Consider the following 17,889-nt stretch of genomic DNA (forward strand, 5'->3'; position numbering starts at 1 on the left):
ATTTAGCTATATATAAGCTGATTATTGTGCGTAAAAATTATTGTAAAGCCGTTAAAACATCTATTAGGAAACACCAAATAACAAAAAATACACACATAATAGTCGAGCTAAATTAAAAATAACATTATGAATAAATGACGGTTTTTATTTATTCTTCTAGGTTGCAGTTGTAGCCTCAGCGACTAAAATAACAAACATTTAGTGAAACTATTTAGTGGTCTGACAACTTGTATGTTATAAATTTACAAAAATAAAAAGGGGTTTATGTGCGGCCATTTAATATTAAAACACGTAATTTAGATATTCATGGTTTAAAAATAGGCTCTGGTGAAGAGGTAGTAATAGCACTTCACGGTTGGTTAGATAATTGTAATAGTTTTAAGCCCATGCTTGATGGCCAAAAGCCAGAGCAAACTTGGTACTGTATTGATTTTTCTGGACATGGTTTAACATCGTGGCGCAGTGATGACGCTCATTACTATTTTGTTGATTACATCGATGATGTTTATCAATTTATTGAAGCCATTGGTGCTGACAAAGTTCATTTAGTCGGGCATTCTATGGGAGCTATGGTCGCGGGTCTTTTCGCCAGTTGCTTTAGTCAAATGGTTAAATCGGTAAATTTTATTGAGGGTATTGGCTGCGTAACAACACCCAGCGAGGCAGTTACGGAGCAACTAAAAAATGCTGTGCTTAATCGTGCAAGAACGCATAATAAAAAAACAAGAATATATCCCTGTAAAAAAGATATTTACGAGGCACGGTCTAAAACAACCGACTTAGATGTTGAATTAATTTCGCTATTGATGGAACGAAATATCAAAACAGTCTCTAAGGGTTTTGCACTAACAACCGATCCTAAGCTCAAAAATCATTCAGGTTTTAGGTTTGATGAAGTGCAATGTATTGGTGCAATAAAAGAATTAATTGCACCATGCCAATTAATTTTAGGTAACCAAGGTTACGCGTTTGTAAAACAAAATTTAGAAAAATATATTAATTATTACAATGACTTGAGTGTAATTAATGTGGAGGGCGGGCACCATTGCCATATGCAAAGTAGCAAAGAATGTTATGAACACATTCAAGCATTTATGGTGCAAAGTGGTGCACGTTAATTGTATATTGACGTTAAATGTGGGATTATTCCCGCATTAGAGTATTTGCTCAATTGTTAAAGTGCCTTACTTAGATTAAGGTTAATAAAAATATAACTATAAACAGGGGCTAAGAGTGGAAAAAATCTGGCTTAAGCGCTACCCAGAAGGTATGCCTGAAACAATCGATCCTGAGCATTACAACTCGTTACTCGAAGTGTTCGAAAAAAGTTTTTCTGATTACAAAGATTTACCTGCATTCACAAACATGGGTAAAACGTTGTCGTATGAAGAAATAGACACAGCAACTAAAAAAGTTGCCTCGTATATTCAAAATGATTTGGGACTCAAAAAAGGCGACAAAGTTGCCGTAATGATGCCTAACTTATTACAAACACCTATTTCTATTTTAGGTATTTTACGCGCAGGGTGTGTGGTAGTTAACGTTAACCCTTTATACACTGTACGTGAGCTCGAACATCAGTTAAAAGATTCAGACACAAGCGCCATTTTCATTCTTGCAAACTTTGCAGATACTCTTGAAAAGGCTTTAGGTAAAACAGACGTTAAACACATCGTGGTTACACAAGTTGGTGACATGGTGGGTGGCCTTAAAAAGCACATTGTTAACTTTGTTGTTAAGCACGTTAAAAAAATGGTGCCTAAATACAACTTACCAAACACGATTAAATTTTCAGATTTGTTAAACGCTGACGAAAATGCTTACACACGCCCTGAATTAAATTTATCTGACCTAGCATTTTTACAATACACAGGCGGTACGACCGGTGTATCTAAAGGTGCTATGTTGAGCCATGGTAATATGGTGGGTAACCTTGAGCAGGTGTCTGGTTGTTTAGATAAGGTACTAAACCGTGGAACAGAAGTGGTTGTTACTGCACTTCCGCTTTACCATATCTTTGCACTTACGGCTAACTGCTTAACGTTCATGAAATATGGTGGTTTAAACTTATTGATTACTAATCCGCGTGATATGCCGGGTTTTGTAAAAGAGTTAAGCCAAACTAAATTTACAGCAATCACCGGTGTTAACACATTATTTAATGGTTTACTAAACACCCCAGGTTTTGATGAACTTGATTTTAGCCACCTAAAAATGTCGTTAGGTGGTGGTATGGCGGTTCAACGTCCTGTTGCTGAAAAGTGGCAAAAAGTGACTGGGTCAAAACTGATGGAAGGCTACGGCCTTACTGAATGTGCTCCACTTGTTACAATTAGCCCTTACGACTTAGAGTCTTATAACGGTTCTATTGGTTTACCTGCACCAAATACTGACATTAAGCTAATGCTTGAAAATGGTGAAGAGGCAGCTAAAGGTGAGCCTGGCGAATTATGCGTTAAAGGCCCTCAGGTTATGCTTGGCTATTATAAGCGCCCAGATGCCACAGCCGAATGTTTACAAGACGGTTGGTTTGCAACAGGTGATATTGCTACATATGACGATGAAGGCTTCTTCTATATAGTAGATCGTAAAAAAGACATGATCATAGTATCTGGCTTTAACGTTTTCCCAAATGAGATTGAAGAAGTTGTTGCAATGCACGACGGTGTGCTTGAAGTGGCGGCTGTTGGTATTCCTCATGATGTCAGCGGTGAACAAGTTAAAGTTTTTGTTGTTAAAAAAGACCCTTCTTTAACTGAAAAAGATATAATAAACCATTGTCGTGATAATTTAACTAATTACAAGGTTCCAAAACTCGTTGAGTTTAGGGATGAGTTACCTAAAACAAACGTAGGTAAAATACTCAGACGAGCCTTGAAAGATTAGAAAACTATAAAAAAGCCGGCATTAGCCGGCTTTTTTATTGTAGGAGACTAAGTGCAATATCAATTAATTCAAACACAAGTTCAGCTTAATACCTTTGTTGAGCAGATCCAAAATAAACCTATCTTAGCTATTGATACCGAGTTCATGCGTCGTCGCACTTTGTATCCAGAAGTTGCACTCATTCAGGTTTTTGACGGTGAGCATCTAGCACTTATCGATCCTTTAGCTGAGCTCTCGTTATTTGATTTTTGGCAGGTTTTAAAAGACCCCGCAGTTTTAAAAGTGCTTCATTCACCATCTGAAGACATTGAAGTATTTCAAAAATATGCTGGGTTTGTTCCTGCACCATTGTTTGATACTCAATTTGCTTTGCAATTGCTTGGTGAAGGAAACTGTATGGGGTTTGCCCTTATGGTTAAAACACTCCTAGGTATTGAAATAGATAAAAGCGAATCACGTACCAATTGGTTACAGCGCCCGTTAACCACTAAGCAGCTGGATTACGCCGCCGCTGATACATTTCATTTATTACCGTGCTTCGAATTAATTATCGATCGCATCAACAAAGCTGATTTGTTTGAGATTGTTTTGGATGAGAGCGAATTAATTGCTAATAAGCGAGCTTTTCAAACACCGGATGAATTGCTCTATAAAGATATTAAAAATGCTTGGCAGTTAAAACCACATGAATTAGCTGTATTAAAAGAGCTAGCTATATGGCGCCGTAATAAAGCAATACGTAAAAACCTTGCTCTTAATTTTGTGTTGAAAGAACATAACATGACCGAAATCGCTAAGCGAGGGCCATCTAGTTTAAATTCATTGCGTCAAATACCGGGTGTAGAATCGATTGAAGTTAATCGCTCAGGGGTTGAGATTTTAAAGTGTATAGAAAAAGCTAAAGCAATTGCCGTTGACGAGCACCCGCAAGTGTTGAAACGTTTAATAGATTTTCCTAATTATAAACAAACGGCAAAAGATATTAAGCAAAAAATAACGAAAGTTGCTAAAGCTAATAATATTCCTGAGGACGTTTTAGCATCTAAAAAACAAGTTAATCAATTAATCAGCTGGAATTGGAAGTTGACGGCAGAGCAAAAAAAGACACACATAAAGCCAGATTTATTGAACTCTTGGCGTTATAGCTTTATTAAAGAAGCTTTAAAAGAGTGGGATACCTAAAAGGTTAATATTCTAGTAGTTGTTAGTTATAAAGAGGGCGCTTAACGCGCCCATTCTTCAATTATTTCTTTTCTTCGTCAGGTAAAGTTACGTTTAGCTCTAATACAGCTAAGTCGTCTTCATTCTGATCAAATTGTACCTGCACGGCATCACTATTAACGTTCACATATTTTCGAATTACATCCAAAATATCTTGTTTTAATTGTGGTAGGTATTCAGGTGTTCCACGCTGAGAACGTTCGTGTGCGACAATGATTTGCAATCGCTCTTTTGCAAGAGACGCACTGTTTTTCTTTTCTGAGCGGAAATAGTCAAGTAACGACACATTAGCCTCCAAAAATCCGTTTAAAAATGCCTTTTTTCTCTACATCTAAGAAGCGAAAATCGACGGTTTCACCAAGTAAGCGGTTTATGGCATCAGCATATGCTTGACCAGCATCTGATTCGCCATCCAATATTACCGGTTGACCTGAATTTGATGCACTCAATACTGCTTGTGACTCAGGAATAACACCTAACAAATCGATAGCTAATATGTCTTGTACATCTTCTACCGAAAGCATTTCACCTTTAGCAACACGCTCAGGGTTGTAGCGTGTTAATAATAGGTGTTCTTTGATATTTTCAAGGCCTTCTTCAGCGCGTTTAGATTTGCTATGCAAAATACCTAAAATACGGTCAGAATCTCGTACAGATGACACTTCTGGATTGGTGGTTACAATCGCTTCATCAGCAAAATACATTGCCATCATCGCACCCGCTTCAATTCCTGCTGGTGAATCACATACAATATAATCAAAGTCTTCTTTTAGCTCGTTTAAAACGCGTTCTACACCATCACGAGTTAGTGCATCTTTATCACGCGTTTGCGATGCTGGCAGTAAAAATAACTTCTCAACACGTTTGTCTTTGATAAGTGCTTGGTTTAGGTTTGCTTCACCGTTTATGACGTTTACAAAGTCATAAACAACGCGGCGCTCGCACCCCATAATTAAATCAAGGTTACGTAAACCGATGTCAAAATCGATAATAACCGTTTTGTAGCCTTTTAATGCTAAGCCTGTGCCTATTGCGGCACTTGATGTTGTTTTACCAACACCACCTTTACCCGAGGTAACGACAATTACTTTTGCCATGAGATTTATCCTTTAACCAAAGCTGAAATTTCTAATGATTCATTTTTTTGTTGTATTTGCACTGCACTGCCCCAAAACTCACCTTGTAGAGAGTCACTGATCCAGTAGTTGCCATTTATGGAAACAAGTTCTGCTTCTAGCTTTTGGCAAAATATATGTGCGTTTTCTAATCCTTTTGCGCCCGCTATTGCGCGACCACGAAGGGTTCCGTAAATATGTACGTTGCCATCTGCTATTACTTCTGCACCATGACTAACAGCACCTAATACAATAAGGTCGCGGTCTTTTGCATACACCTGTTGACCCGAGCGTACAGTACCGTTAATTATTTGTGCTGGAAGTATAATATTTTTTTCGACAATTGAAGTGTTTGGTTGCTTTTCAACGGGCTCTGCTTTTACGTCTTGCGAATAATTTAATACTGAAAAGCCAGCTTTTTTGGCATTTGCATGCTGCCCATCAGAGCCATTGCATACACCCACTGCGTTGAAGCTCATTCGTTCGATAAGTGACTTTAAATGAACAAAGTCTAAAGAACTGCTTTTTACTTCTTCTAAATTGACAACAATAGGGGCTCCTTCAAAAAAACGAGGGGCTTGGGCTATTTTTACGTACAATTGTTCTGCTAAAAGGTTTATATCAGCACTATAAAGATGTAAAACTGATAACGTAAAAAGATTCCCTTTTAACTCAAAAATTTGGTCCGACATACACGCTCAATTGAATTGTATGATAAGAAATTATAATTAGATAAACACAGGCTGAATAAGGCCTTAATCAAAATTTCTAATCTAAATTTTCTAACTTATTATTACTCTCATGGTATAGTGTGCAGCATTGTTGTGCAAGAATTTATAGGGTCATAATGTTAACTGCGGTATATAAAAGTAAGAAAAAGACGGATACCTTCTTATTTGTTGAAAAAAGAGATGATTTTAGCAAAGTTCCAGAACCTCTAATGGCTATGTTTGGCAAACCTCAATATGTGATGCTCATCAACTTAGCTAAACGTGAGCACCTAGGTGGTGCGGATTTGGAAACCGTTAAGGGTGCATTAACCGATCAAGGATACTATTTACAACTTCCACCACCGGAAGATAATTTGCTTACTGAACTAAGAAAACAAAATGGAGCCGATCGTGATTAAAAAACTGGCAGTTGTATTATGTGGTTTATGCTTGAGTTCGTCAGTTGTTGCCAAAACACAAGCCGAATTTAAAGATTACTTAGTAAACCTAAAAGAAGAAGCAATCGCAAAAGGCTACGAAACGTCGTTAATTGATAGTGCATTTGCGACTGCGACGTATAAAGAGAAAGTGGTATCAGCTGATAAAAACCAGCCAGAAGTGAAAGAAACACTCGAGACCTATTTACCAAAACGTGTACCACAATGGAAAATTGACCGTGCTCGTAAACTTTATGCTGAGAACAAAGATATTCTTGAGCAAGTAGCTAAAGAGTTTGGCGTACAAGCACGCTTTATAGTCGCTTTATGGGGTCTTGAAAGTAACTTTGGTACTATTCAAGGCGGTCACAATGTTATTTCATCATTAGTGACACTTGCCTTTGATGGCCGCCGTGAAGCACTTTATAAACGCCAGTTGTGGGCGGCTTTAGACATTTTAAAATCGGGTCATATTACTTTAGACAAGTTTAAAGGTTCTTGGGCTGGGGCTATGGGGCAAACTCAATTTATGCCAACGTCTTTTAATGCTTATGCAATTGATTATAACAATGATGGTCGCAAAGATATTTGGACTACAAAAGAAGATGCGTTTGCTTCAATTGCTAATTATTTAAAGCAAGAAGGGTGGAACGACTCATTAACTTGGGGTCGTCAAGTTATGCTTCCTGATAACTTTGACAATAAATATATTTTAGTTCGTGGTACTAAAACACGTAAACAATGGCTTGAGTATTGGAATGATTCTGAGCGTTCACTCGATGAGTGGCAGGCTTTAGGGGTGAGAAGAGCAGACGGTACTGCGTTGCCTAACGTTGATGTACGAGCAGCACTGGTTATGCCTGATGATATCAACGGCCGTATGTTTTTGGCCTATGATAATTACAAAGTGTTAATGCATTGGAACCGTTCTTATTACTTTGCAACGAGTGTGGGTTATTTGTCTGATAGAATCGGATACCCAAAAATATAGTTCAATAAAAAATAAAGCCGCAAAATGCGGCTTTATTCTTTTTTAAAAATTTTGTCTTTTAAATCGATGACCTTGCCAATTCCTGATCCCAGTTTCATAAGTTTGTTGAGCTGCTCGGGAGTTAAACGCTGTAACTCAGACGACCATTTAGTGACCGTTTCAAGTAGGTTGTGAATTTCTTCCATTTGCTTTTGGGCATACACTTCTTCTTCGTTATTCGCTTCGTCGAGTAAGTTATCTCGCAAAAGGCTGAGCGTTGGATCGATTTCACGTTTTTTTCGCTCTTCAAATACTCGATTAGCCATATCCCAAATATCGCCTGCAGGCGCATAATACTCTTTACGATCACCCGGAATGTGCTGAACTTTAATTAATTGCCAAGATTGCAGCTCTTTTATGCCCATACTTACATTACCACGAGAGATACTTAGTGAGTCGGCAATTTCATTCGCTGTCATCGGGTTTTTAGTAATGATTAGTAAACCACACATTTGGCCTATTGTACGGTTAAAGCCCCAACGGCTGCCCATTTCGCCACAATGCATCACAAAGGTAAAATTCTTTTCAGATAAAGTCATATCATTAACTTTCAGTAATTTCAGAAATTAAATGCTAGCATGTTGATTTGCGATAGCAAGGCATTAAGTGCACTAAAATAATCTTAGTTTGGCTTAAATACAATTTAAGCCATTTTATGTATAGTTTTTAAATATTAAGGGCGCTTGTAAATACAAGCACCCATATATTTTAACCGCTAAAGTGTGTAACTAAAACTTAATTTAGCATTACGCTCTTCACCTGGCATACCGCCTAAAAACATCGCTTTAGAATAATACTGTTTGTTAAATAGGTTGTTTAAATTAAGCTGCATGTTCCACTGTTTAGTTGTATACGAAATTGCAGCATCGTAAACAGTGTAGCCAGGTACATAGCCATCAGGAATACTAAATGAACTTGAGTTAGTACTTCTGTTATCAACGAAAGTAATACCCCCACTAATATTAACTGACTCGGGTAAATTAAATATGTTTGCATAGTAAGTAACCCATGTGCTTGCAGTTACATAAGGCACCCCTTTTTGACGAGTGTCGTAAGCGCTACTATTGGGGTTAGATTTATCACGCGCGTCTTGATATACGCCGTTAACATTTATTTTCCACTGCTCATTTAAATACGCATTTAAATCAAGCTCAACGCCTTTGGTTTGCTCTTCGCCATCAAAGTAGCTTTCTACTATATCAGGGCCAGACACACCAGCTTCATACAGTGGGTTACTGTATTCAAGATTTGTACGAGCGCTTTCAAACACAACTAAAGTAGCTAGTAGCTGGTCGTCAAATGCTTTATACCTAAAGCCTAAGTCATTACTTATTGACTCTGAGTCTTCTCTATCTGCTTCGTTACCAGCAACAGAGCCTAATACACTGTATGCGGTTCGGCCTTTAGAGTGATTAACAAACACAGAAAAATCTTCAGTAGGCTGATAAGTAGCACCTAAATTATAGGTTAAACCTGAATCAGATGTGTTTGCCTCAGGGGTTGGCTCTGCACGGCTTGAACTGTAACGTTCATCTACACCATTATGTTCGTAGCTCTGCTTAATACGGTTATAGGCGACTCCTATGCGTGTAGTAAGTGAGTCATTAATATAGCCTACATGCTGAAGGCCCATTCCCCATGCTTGAACCTTTTTATTATAATCACTCGTTTTTAGTGGGTCGTAATCGTCAAAGCCACCGATTGGCCAATTTGGTTGCCTCATGTCATAGATATAGGGTAAAGCACCTTGATAAAGCACATTACCATCGGTGTCGTAAATTACTTTATCGCTGTCATAAATAGAGTATTGTTTGAAACCAATATCTCGGTCTTCATAATTTGCATTAACTAAGAGTTCGTTATCAATATCGCCTATCTCAAAGTCGTATCTTAAATCTAAAAAGTACTGCCATGATTTTTCATCTGCTTCTACTTGGCGATACTCTTGGCGCCTAGCTGCAAATGGATAAAGTACATCATTTTCAACTAAAGGAGCACGAGGGTCTTGATTAATAACGCCACTGCGAGTTGAGTACACGTAATTAAAAGCCCCTGTTTGACGAGCAAAGCTTGATGTGTAATTACGGTACTGTAGTTGCTGGTTTAAGAATAAGTCATCAGTGATAAAGTAATTATGCGTAAGCTTAAATCGTAATTCTTCACCTTCATTATCATCGGCCATTGGTGAAATAATCCCATTGGTACCAAAGTCATAGGGTGTTAAACCATCTGTTGCAGAAAGAGAGTTCGCTAATTGTAATTGCTGTTCACTTGTCAGTTGTAAGCCATTGCCTGTCGGATCATTTACTAAGTCTGCAGCGGTTACTTCACCAGCAGTTAAGCCATTCGCTGTCTCTGCGTTGTATATGCGAATAGGGTGGCCAATTGAGTCAACAGCAATTGAATCCTTAATATAGGCAGCAGAGAGCATAACGTCTTGTTTATCGTTTAACACATACTTAAGTGATGTATAAATTTCATCACGCTCTTCTTTTAAATCACGAAAGCCATCGCTTGATGCTGTTTTAGCCATTACGCGATACGCTAAGTTCTCGCTAAGTGCATTTGTGCTGTCAAACGCAAGAGAGTAGCTGTCCCATTGACTAAGCTCTAAAGCGACTTTATGCTTTTCTTCAAATTCAGGTTTTTTTTCAATTAAATTAATTACACCACCAGCGCTACCAATACCATATAAACCTGTAGCTGGGCCTTTTAACACTTCAACCGACTCAACATTGGTTAATGAGCGAGTTGGATTAAAGGTGTTTCCAAGTCCAGCTCCCCCATACATACCATCATAAGTGTAATTGGCGTCAAGACCGCGAATAACCAGGTTATCGCCAATACCATAATTATTACCCGCTTGGGTTAAACCACTCACATTACGGACAAGATCTTGTAGGCTGTCTACGCCCTGTGATTCCATTAATTCACGATCAATAATAACAACAGGAGCAGGGGTTTCCATTAAGGACATATCTGACTTTGTGGCAAGACCCGAACTCATAACAACTTGATTTTGTTTTTGATAAACACTTATGTGTTCAATATCTTGTTCTGCAGTGGTTGTTGCTAAAGCGGCTTGTCCATTTAAACAAGCAAGGGTGAGGAGTGAGTATTTAAACTTTTTCATTATGATAACCATTCGTATTTATTTACGGTAATGGTAATGATTATTATTTGCAAAATATACTAAAAGTTCAATAAATATTAGATTAAAACAACTGTTTGCGTGTTTTTTATACAAATAGGCCAGCTTAGTTAATAAAAACCAAACAAATATAAAGGAGGGGACGAATTTGACAATTAAGAAAAACAAATTGCAATATGATTTTCTTTAACAACTCTCCCGAATTAAGAGTAATAAACTAAAAGTGACAATAGAGATCAGGTAAAACAATGCTATTAAAGCTTTAACACATTGTTTTACTGAGCTTTTAATTTTAGTGTTTTTAGGATTGAGAATTAAAATTTAATGAATTTTAACGTTAAAAGTAAAGGCTAACACTATAAAGCCGGCCTTAACTTAGATTTAAATTTTATTTTTCAGTTTTATAAACAATACCAGCTTTCATCACAAACGGTATTTGCTCTAATGTTGAAATGTTCTCTAATGGGTTTCCTTCAACAGCGATAATATCGGCGGCATATCCCGTTTTTATTTGCCCTAGTTTGTTATGCATTTTCAGCAGTTTAGCGCTGTTAATGGTCGCTGATTGAATAGCTTGCAGTTCAGTCATGCCAAATTCAACCATACGTGAAAATTGCTTTGCATTATCACCATGTGGGTAGATGGCAGCGTCGGTTCCAAATACCATGTTCACACCAGCTTTCACAGCTCGGCTAAAGCTATCTCTTTGTTTTTTAGAAACTTGGCGTTCTTTGTTTAGGTTTTCTTCGTCTACACCATTTTGTTCGCCAAAGCTTAATGTGTATTCTGTGTTGTATATATCCATAGAAAGCCAAGTGCCATGTTCTTTAGCCAGGGCTATGGCTTCATCGTCTAAAAAGCTTGCGTGTTCTACGCTGTCAACACCTGCGATGATGGCTGTTTTTATGCCGCTTGTGCCGTGTGCATGTGCTGCAACGGGCAGGTCGCGCATGTGCGCTTCTTCAACAATGGCTTTCATTTCTTCAAGCGAATATTGTTGTACACCTACTTTGGTACCCTTTGAAAAAACACCACCTGTAGCACAAAACTTTATAGCGTTTGCACCATACTTTATGTTTTCACGTACTTTTGTTCTAACCGCCCATGGTCCGTCTGCAACACCTGCTGAAGTATATTTTAGCTCAGGCGGTAAACGGTTATTGTCACAGTGCCCGCCAGTTATACCCAGTGAAGGACCTGCAGCCCAAATTCGTGGACCTACAATGTCACCCGCATTAATACCGTCCCGCACCGCAATAACGCTATAACCATCTGCGCCTACATTTCTTACGGTAGTAAAACCTGCTTCAAGGGTCTTTTTAGCAAAATAAGCTGATTTAACTGCCATGCGTGGGATTGATTGACCCAAGCGCTCACTACGAGAAACAGTAGGATCACTCGTTAAGTGTACATGCATGTCCATCAATCCAGGGACTAGTGTTAACTGTGGCAGGTTAATAAGTTCATCATTTTTACCTAGTTGCGGCTTTTTATTACGTTCTATTGAGGTGATCACACCATCATCAATAGTAATTAATGGCGATTGAATGAGTGTGCCATTCTCTACATCTAACATGGCTTTTGCAGAAATGTAGGTGACTGCCTGGGCAGGTAGACTGCTCAAACATAATATGGCTATTGAGGCTGATAATAGGTGCTTTTTCACTTTTTAATTCTTTTATATGAAAGTTACGTTGTTTTGACTTTACCAAGCTCAAGTAAAAGTGCAATAAAATAACGACTAAGTTACTACTTTATTTAGCTTAATTTAAAGCTCATAATCGAGCTGAGTTTTTTATAAGGATTAATATGAAATTATTAAAATTAGCACTGGTCGCTACTTCAGTGATAGGTGCGCTAATGGGGTGTAGTAGCACAACGTCTCAACAAAATAATAGTAAACCGGTTTCATCATCTATAAATGCTGTGGTTTCAGAATTATCTGCCGAGCAGCAATTAGACGTGCTTGCTGACCAATACTACAACGAGTCGCTTGCATTTTCGCCAATAATGGCAACATATAGCGGTAAAAATGAATTTAATGATCAGTTCACTCCTGCAATTTCAGCGACAAATCGTAACAAAAAGGCGGTTTTTTATAAAAAGTATCAACAACGCCTTGCTTACATTGATTCACAACAATTAACAGGGCAAGCGTTATTAAGTTATGAGATTTTAAAACGTGACCTTGCACTTAACCTCGAGGGGATGCAATTTCCAAGCTACTTTCTGCCTATTAATCAAATGTCGGGAGCACATAATGTGTTTGCTGGATTTGGCTCTGGGCAAAGTGCACAACCTTTTAAAACAGTACAGGATTACGATAATTTTTTAAAACGTAGTGATGGCTATATCAAATGGCTTAAAAGTGTTGAGCTTTCTATGGCTGAAGGTATAAAACAAAATATTGTTTTACCTTTGCCACTTGCAAAAAAGTTAGCCCCACAATTTAGTGCGCATGTTGTAAATAAGGCTGAAGATTCACTGTTTTGGGGACCTATAAAAAACTTACCAAATTCGTTTACAGTTGAGCAAAAACAAGAAATAACAGCGCAATACCGCGATTTAATCATGAAGCAATTAGTGCCGGCTTATCAAAGCATGCACACATTTTTAATTAACGATTATATACCTAGTAGTCGTGTGTCAGTAGGCTACAGTGATTTTACTAATGGTAAAGCTTGGTACGAATACCAAATAAAGAAAAACACAACGCTTAACTTATCTGCTGACGAAATTCACAATATTGGTTTAAGCGAAGTATCACGTATTTTAAGCGAAATGAAAAAGGTAAAACATACCGTTGGCTTTGACGGCGATTTGCCCGCATTTTTTACCCACTTGCGTGATTCAGATGAGTTCTACTTTAATACCGCTGATGAGCTTATTGAAGCGTACGAAAATGTGAAGAAAAAAATTGATGCTAGAGTACCGCAGTTATTTGATGTGGCCCCTAAAGCGCCTTACATTGTTAAACCAGTAGAGGCTTATCGTGCTCAGTCTGCGGCGGGTGCTTCTTATGCAGCCCCAGCACCAGATGGTTCACGTCCGGGTATTTTTTATATCAATACTTTTAATTTAAAAGCACAACCTAAGTTTTTACTCGAAACACTCTCGATTCATGAAGCGGCACCTGGTCATCATTTTCAAATTGCTCTTCAACAAGAAATAGACGGTTTACCTGATTTTCGTAAATTTGGTGGGTATACGGTTTTTGCTGAAGGGTGGGCACTGTATGCAGAAAGTTTAGGAAAAGAGCTTGGATTATTTACCGATCCGTATATGTGGTATGGGCGTTTGGCTGACGAGCAATTACGGGCAATGCGTTTAGTACTCGATACTGGTTTTCATGCAAAAGGGTGGACGCGCGAGCAAGGTATACAATACATGCTTGCTAATTCATCAATGGCTGAGAGCGATGTAGTGGCAGAGGTTGAGCGTTATATTGCGTGGCCAGGGCAAGCACTTTCGTACAAATTAGGGGAGTTTAAAATTAAAGAACTTCGCGATTATTGTAAAAAAGAGCTAGGTTCTCAATTTGATATTAAAGCGTTTCATACGCAAATATTAATAGATGGCGCATTACCTATGCCTATTTTGGAGAAAAAAATAAAGCGTTGGGTGAAAACCCAGCGTTAATTAATAGCGTAAAGTGCTTATCAATTTAAGGTATTCGCTTTGCGCCATTTAGTGCAATACGTTAGAATGCGCGCTCTAAAAAGGGCGCGAGAACACTATGTTTGATCAACAGTTAGCAAATACACAGTTTTGGCTTACAAAAAGCTTGAGCGAAATGAGCCAAAATGAATGGGAAGCTATTTGCGATGGCTGTGGTAAATGTTGTTTAAATACGTTTATAGATAGTGAAGACGAAGACGATTTTTCCCCCACAGATCAGCTACGTGAAGGTGAACAGCTCATTTTCACAAATATTGTTTGTCAGTATTTAGATAATAATACCTGTGGGTGTAGCGAATACGAAAACCGCCAAACACTTGTCCCTTCTTGCGTAAAACTAACCAAAGAAAACCTTAAAGATATTTTCTTTATGCCGCAGAGCTGCAGTTACCGCCGCCTGCATGAAGGGCGTGGTTTAGCTTCGTGGCACCCGTTATTAAATAACGGCGATAAAACACTTATGCATGATCTCGGTATTTCAGTAAAAGATAAAACAGTCAAAGACAGTAATGTAAAATTAGATGATTTTGATTTATACATTGCTGAGTGGCCAACAAAGGATTGCGATTAATGAGCAAGTTAAAAGCGAGTATTGGTTTAATAAACCCGAAGAGCCCTACTAACGTTGGCGGTGTGTTACGAGCTGCTGGGTGTTACGACGCAAAGCAGGTTTATTTTACGGGTAATCGATACCTTAATGCGCAAAAATTTCATACCGATACTAAAAATGTGGTTGAACGTATTCCATTAACCTCTACTGATAGCCTAGAAAAAGTAAAACCTGAAGGGGCAACCGTTGTTGTTGTTGAGTTAATTGAAGGGGCTACACCGCTCCCTGAATTTAAGCACCCAGAAAATGCATTTTATGTTTTGGGCCCAGAAGACGGTTCTGTTCCTAAAGACGTACTAAAGTGGTGCGATGAAGTAGTTTACATTCCTACTATAGGGTGTATGAACTTAGCTGCAACCTGTAATGTAGTACTTTACGATAGGCTTTCTAAATTAGGTGGTGTTAAAAGCAGTGATGACACAATAATAAGTTCGCGTGACACCAATAATAAAATGAAATGGGTTAAACCTGCTTTATAACTTTTGTAATGCCAATTAAATCTGCTAGTTGGCATTAGACACTGTCTATATTCAATTTCACGTTCTACCAATTTTTCATTCTCTAGATTTATTTCTCCTTCAAAAGTGTAAATAACGCCTACACTTAACTGACTATTAGTTTGACGATAGCTTTATTATGCGCATTGTAGTCTTTTTGTTGTCCTTTATTAGTTGTTTTAGTTTCGCGAGTCAAAGCGTAACCTTCATTCATAAAAATAGCCTTAAAACTGTAGAAGGGCAGCGTTATAAATCGGGGCTTTTATATAGCGCCCCAAATAGTAAACGCACATTACATATTGTTACTTTAGATTGGCCGCCTTATATAAGTAACGACTTATGTAACAAAGGGTGGGTCTATCATTTTGCCGTTGCTGTTCTTAATAGTCAGGGTTACAGCGTTTATTTAGAATTTTTACCTTGGGCAAGAGCTGTGCGTAATGCGGAACTTGGAAAAGCCGATATTTTAATGCCTGAGTACTTTATTGAAGACACTGCGCCTTCAGACTATGTTAATAATAAAATGAGAAGAGAGCTGCTTGGTATTTCAAATTCGTTTCAAGGTGGAAATATTGTATTTCTAAAGCGAAAAAACGCACCTGGTATTTTTACAGGTAATCTAAACTCATTAAAAGGCTCAACAATAGGTGTTGTAAGAGGATATCAAAACACGCCTGAATTTGATGCCATGATGGATAATGAAGAGTTTAAAGTTATTAGTGCGGTAAACGATTTGCAGTTAATGCAATTACTTTTTGCCAAGCGGGTCGATCTTATTATAGGCGATCCTTCGGTGTTAACCCATTCAGTTACGTTTTCTGAGCTTAACCAAAGTGAAAAAATAGCACTGCTTAATGCTGTTGAGCAAGATGGCAAACCACTCCATTATAACTCATTGTATTTTGCTATAAGTAAGCTAACACCTAACTGGCTTGGAGTGCTAGATGATATAAATCAAGCCTTATATATATTTTCTAATAGCGGTGAAACTGAGCGTTTAATCAATACTGTTTCAGAAGAATGTGCAGTTTGAATATGCATGATGATTTGGAACGTTCTAATCACCTTGTGCCCAAACAACTTATTAACAATGTAGAATCAGTTTAACTTGTTAATGGAGTGAAAATAAAAATGAGCACACTGAACACACATCACGATTATGGCGTTAATAAACAGCACAACAAAAATTATCTGTTTCCCCTAACTGCAATGACAACCCTGTTTTTTTTATGGGGTTTTATTACAGTATTAAATGATGTATTGATTCCACGATTAAAAGGCGTATTTGATCTTAGCTACTTTGAGGCAATGCTAGTGCAGTTTTGCTTTTTTGGTGCCTATTTCATTGTATCTATTCCCGCTGGTATTTTAGTTAAACAGCTTGGTTATAAAAAAGGTATTTTAACGGGGCTTATTATTGCTTCGATTGGTTGTATGCTTTTTTACCCTGCAGTAGTAGTGCATGAGTATTGGTTGTTTTTAGGCGCATTGTTCGTGCTTGCTGCTGGTATAACCGTATTGCAAGTATCAGCTAATCCATACGTTGCGGCTCTTGGTCCTGATAAAACCGCCTCTTCACGATTAAACTTAGCACAAGCGCTTAATGCCTTGGGTACTACAGTAGGGCCTTACGTAGGAGGTATTCTCTTTTTCGGTACTGCTGGTACATTGGCTGCGTCTGCTGCATCGGCAGAATCAGTAAAAGTGCCTTATTTAATGTTGGCTGCAGCACTTTTATTAATTGCCATTGTGTTTGCATTTATAAAGTTACCTGAAATTGAAGCCCATAAGGAAGACAGTACAGACACCGAAACTCGCTCTTTAATGCAAGCACCTCACCTTACTATGGGGGTTGTAGCAATATTTTGTTATGTAGGCGGTGAAGTAGCTATAGGTAGCTTTTTAGTTAATTACTTTGGTGAAGCACACATTGCTGGGCTTGAAGAGCATGCTGCTGCGGCACTTATTAGTTATTATTGGGGCGGAGCAATGGTTGGGCGTTTTGTAGGCTCTGCGTTGTTACAAAAAATTGCGCCTTCTAAAGCAATTGCCTTTAATGCTATCAGTGTTATTGCGTTGTTATTAATCACTATTTTTACACAAGGTGATGTCGCTTTGTATTCAGTATTGGCAATCGGGTTGTTTAATTCAATTATGTTTCCAACTATATTTTCTGTTGCGATTGAAAAATTAGGCCCGTTAACCAGTAAAGGCTCTGGTTGGCTATGTTTAGCGATTGTAGGTGGTGCATTAGTACCTTTACTACAAGGGTATATTGCCGATACCGTAAATATTCAAGATAGCTTTTTCGTGCCTATGGTATGTTACGTATTTATAGCTTGGTATGGTTTAAATGCTGTTCGTTTAGCTAAAAAATGGTAAAAAATGTAATGAATGATAATGGCTGAATACGTATTCAGTCATTATTATTTTCTTTTTATATGGAACATTCCAAATTGTTTTATCTATTGAACATTATTTATGTAAAATTAACTACTTAAAATTTGTAATTAAGTTTATCTAGTCCTTTTTCATTGTTTTTAGCTGCTATTTT

General features: G+C 37.9%; 16 protein-coding genes. 10 read left to right on the forward strand and 6 right to left on the reverse strand.

Going from position 1 to position 17,889, the window contains the following annotated elements; genetic code table 11:
* Positions 1 to 266 precede the first annotated feature (266 nt).
* From PMAN_RS18785 to rnd, 3 genes are all read left to right on the forward strand, one after another.
* Entirely contained in the window at positions 267 to 1,118 is an 852-nt protein-coding gene (locus tag PMAN_RS18785; RefSeq protein WP_010556197.1) for an alpha/beta hydrolase, read from the forward strand.
* Between the two features lie 115 nt (positions 1,119 to 1,233).
* A complete protein-coding gene (fadD, locus tag PMAN_RS18790; RefSeq protein WP_006793459.1) occupies positions 1,234 to 2,886 on the forward strand; it encodes a long-chain-fatty-acid--CoA ligase FadD in 1,653 nt (550 codons plus the stop codon).
* 51 nt (positions 2,887 to 2,937) lie between these two features.
* Positions 2,938 to 4,068: a ribonuclease D gene (gene rnd, locus PMAN_RS18795; RefSeq protein WP_010556196.1), complete on the forward strand. Its 1,131-nt coding sequence runs from the start codon at positions 2,938 to 2,940 to the stop codon at positions 4,066 to 4,068.
* A gap of 61 nt (positions 4,069 to 4,129) precedes the next feature.
* Here the strand turns inward: rnd and minE are convergent, their stop codons facing one another.
* From minE to minC, 3 genes are read right to left on the reverse strand one after another with little or no spacing between them, the layout of a single operon-like run.
* Positions 4,130 to 4,393: a cell division topological specificity factor MinE gene (gene minE, locus PMAN_RS18800; RefSeq protein WP_006793461.1), complete on the reverse strand. Its 264-nt coding sequence runs from the start codon at positions 4,391 to 4,393 to the stop codon at positions 4,130 to 4,132.
* Between the two features lies 1 nt (position 4,394).
* Complete coding sequence (gene minD, locus PMAN_RS18805) at positions 4,395 to 5,204, reverse strand: septum site-determining protein MinD (RefSeq protein WP_006793462.1); 810 nt, start codon at positions 5,202 to 5,204, stop codon at positions 4,395 to 4,397.
* 5 nt (positions 5,205 to 5,209) lie between these two features.
* A complete protein-coding gene (gene minC, locus PMAN_RS18810) occupies positions 5,210 to 5,914 on the reverse strand; it encodes a septum site-determining protein MinC (protein WP_010556195.1) in 705 nt (234 codons plus the stop codon).
* Positions 5,915 to 6,069: 155 nt separating this feature from the next.
* On the opposite strand from minC, the gene PMAN_RS18815 reads away from it, so the two are divergent.
* A complete protein-coding gene (locus PMAN_RS18815) occupies positions 6,070 to 6,351 on the forward strand; it encodes a YcgL domain-containing protein (protein ID WP_006793464.1) in 282 nt (93 codons plus the stop codon).
* Positions 6,344 to 7,360 (forward strand): lytic murein transglycosylase, encoded by a 1,017-nt coding sequence (locus PMAN_RS18820; protein ID WP_006793465.1) that lies wholly within the window; start codon positions 6,344 to 6,346, stop codon positions 7,358 to 7,360. Before PMAN_RS18815 ends, PMAN_RS18820 begins: the two co-directional genes overlap by 8 nt.
* Before the next feature lie 32 nt (positions 7,361 to 7,392).
* Here PMAN_RS18820 and PMAN_RS18825 read toward each other — a convergent pair whose 3' ends face one another.
* From PMAN_RS18825 to PMAN_RS18835, 3 genes are all read right to left on the reverse strand, one after another.
* Positions 7,393 to 7,938 (reverse strand): GbsR/MarR family transcriptional regulator, encoded by a 546-nt coding sequence (locus PMAN_RS18825; RefSeq protein ID WP_010556194.1) that lies wholly within the window; start codon positions 7,936 to 7,938, stop codon positions 7,393 to 7,395.
* 176 nt (positions 7,939 to 8,114) lie between these two features.
* The gene (locus tag PMAN_RS18830) at positions 8,115 to 10,532 is read right to left on the reverse strand and encodes a TonB-dependent receptor (protein ID WP_010556193.1); all 2,418 of its coding nucleotides are present in this window, start codon (positions 10,530 to 10,532) and stop codon (positions 8,115 to 8,117) included.
* A 406-nt stretch (positions 10,533 to 10,938) separates the two neighbouring features.
* The gene (locus PMAN_RS18835; protein ID WP_010556192.1) at positions 10,939 to 12,216 is read right to left on the reverse strand and encodes a Xaa-Pro dipeptidase; all 1,278 of its coding nucleotides are present in this window, start codon (positions 12,214 to 12,216) and stop codon (positions 10,939 to 10,941) included.
* A 143-nt stretch (positions 12,217 to 12,359) separates the two neighbouring features.
* Here PMAN_RS18835 and PMAN_RS18840 point away from each other — a divergent pair, with 143 nt between their 5' ends.
* The 5 genes from PMAN_RS18840 (at position 12,360) to PMAN_RS18860 (ending at position 17,717) form a co-directional block, all read left to right on the forward strand.
* On the forward strand, positions 12,360 to 14,189 hold the full coding sequence (locus tag PMAN_RS18840) for a DUF885 domain-containing protein (protein WP_010556191.1): 1,830 nt from the start codon (positions 12,360 to 12,362) through the stop codon (positions 14,187 to 14,189).
* Positions 14,190 to 14,286: 97 nt separating this feature from the next.
* Positions 14,287 to 14,799 carry a YcgN family cysteine cluster protein gene (locus PMAN_RS18845; RefSeq protein ID WP_006793470.1) on the forward strand — a complete coding sequence of 171 codons (513 nt, stop codon included), beginning with the start codon at positions 14,287 to 14,289 and terminating at the stop codon, positions 14,797 to 14,799.
* Positions 14,799 to 15,317, forward strand: coding sequence for an RNA methyltransferase (locus tag PMAN_RS18850; protein ID WP_006793471.1), 519 nt, complete (start codon positions 14,799 to 14,801; stop codon positions 15,315 to 15,317). Before PMAN_RS18845 ends, PMAN_RS18850 begins: the two co-directional genes overlap by 1 nt.
* Positions 15,318 to 15,474: 157 nt before the next feature.
* A complete protein-coding gene (locus PMAN_RS18855) occupies positions 15,475 to 16,368 on the forward strand; it encodes a substrate-binding periplasmic protein (protein ID WP_010556190.1) in 894 nt (297 codons plus the stop codon).
* A gap of 98 nt (positions 16,369 to 16,466) precedes the next feature.
* Positions 16,467 to 17,717, forward strand: coding sequence for a sugar MFS transporter (locus PMAN_RS18860; RefSeq protein WP_008131736.1), 1,251 nt, complete (start codon positions 16,467 to 16,469; stop codon positions 17,715 to 17,717).
* The last annotated feature ends 172 nt before the right edge of the window (positions 17,718 to 17,889 follow it).

The sequence above is a fragment of the Pseudoalteromonas marina genome (genome assembly GCF_000238335.3).
GTDB lineage: Bacteria > Pseudomonadota > Gammaproteobacteria > Enterobacterales > Alteromonadaceae > Pseudoalteromonas > Pseudoalteromonas marina.

Excerpts from the sequence above, each read along its gene's own strand:
- PMAN_RS18840 (WP_010556191.1), top strand. The coding sequence starts at position 12,360 with ATGAAATTATTAAAATTAGCACTGGTCGCTACTTCAGTGATAGGTGCG.
- PMAN_RS18825 (WP_010556194.1), bottom strand. The coding sequence starts at position 7,938 with ATGACTTTATCTGAAAAGAATTTTACCTTTGTGATGCATTGTGGCGAA.
- PMAN_RS18830 (WP_010556193.1), bottom strand. The coding sequence starts at position 10,532 with ATGAAAAAGTTTAAATACTCACTCCTCACCCTTGCTTGTTTAAATGGA.
- minC (WP_010556195.1), bottom strand. The coding sequence starts at position 5,914 with ATGTCGGACCAAATTTTTGAGTTAAAAGGGAATCTTTTTACGTTATCA.
- PMAN_RS18855 (WP_010556190.1), top strand. The coding sequence starts at position 15,475 with ATGCGCATTGTAGTCTTTTTGTTGTCCTTTATTAGTTGTTTTAGTTTC.
- PMAN_RS18815 (WP_006793464.1), top strand. The coding sequence starts at position 6,070 with ATGTTAACTGCGGTATATAAAAGTAAGAAAAAGACGGATACCTTCTTA.
- PMAN_RS18845 (WP_006793470.1), top strand. The coding sequence starts at position 14,287 with ATGTTTGATCAACAGTTAGCAAATACACAGTTTTGGCTTACAAAAAGC.
- minD (WP_006793462.1), bottom strand. The coding sequence starts at position 5,204 with ATGGCAAAAGTAATTGTCGTTACCTCGGGTAAAGGTGGTGTTGGTAAA.
- PMAN_RS18850 (WP_006793471.1), top strand. The coding sequence starts at position 14,799 with ATGAGCAAGTTAAAAGCGAGTATTGGTTTAATAAACCCGAAGAGCCCT.
- PMAN_RS18860 (WP_008131736.1), top strand. The coding sequence starts at position 16,467 with ATGAGCACACTGAACACACATCACGATTATGGCGTTAATAAACAGCAC.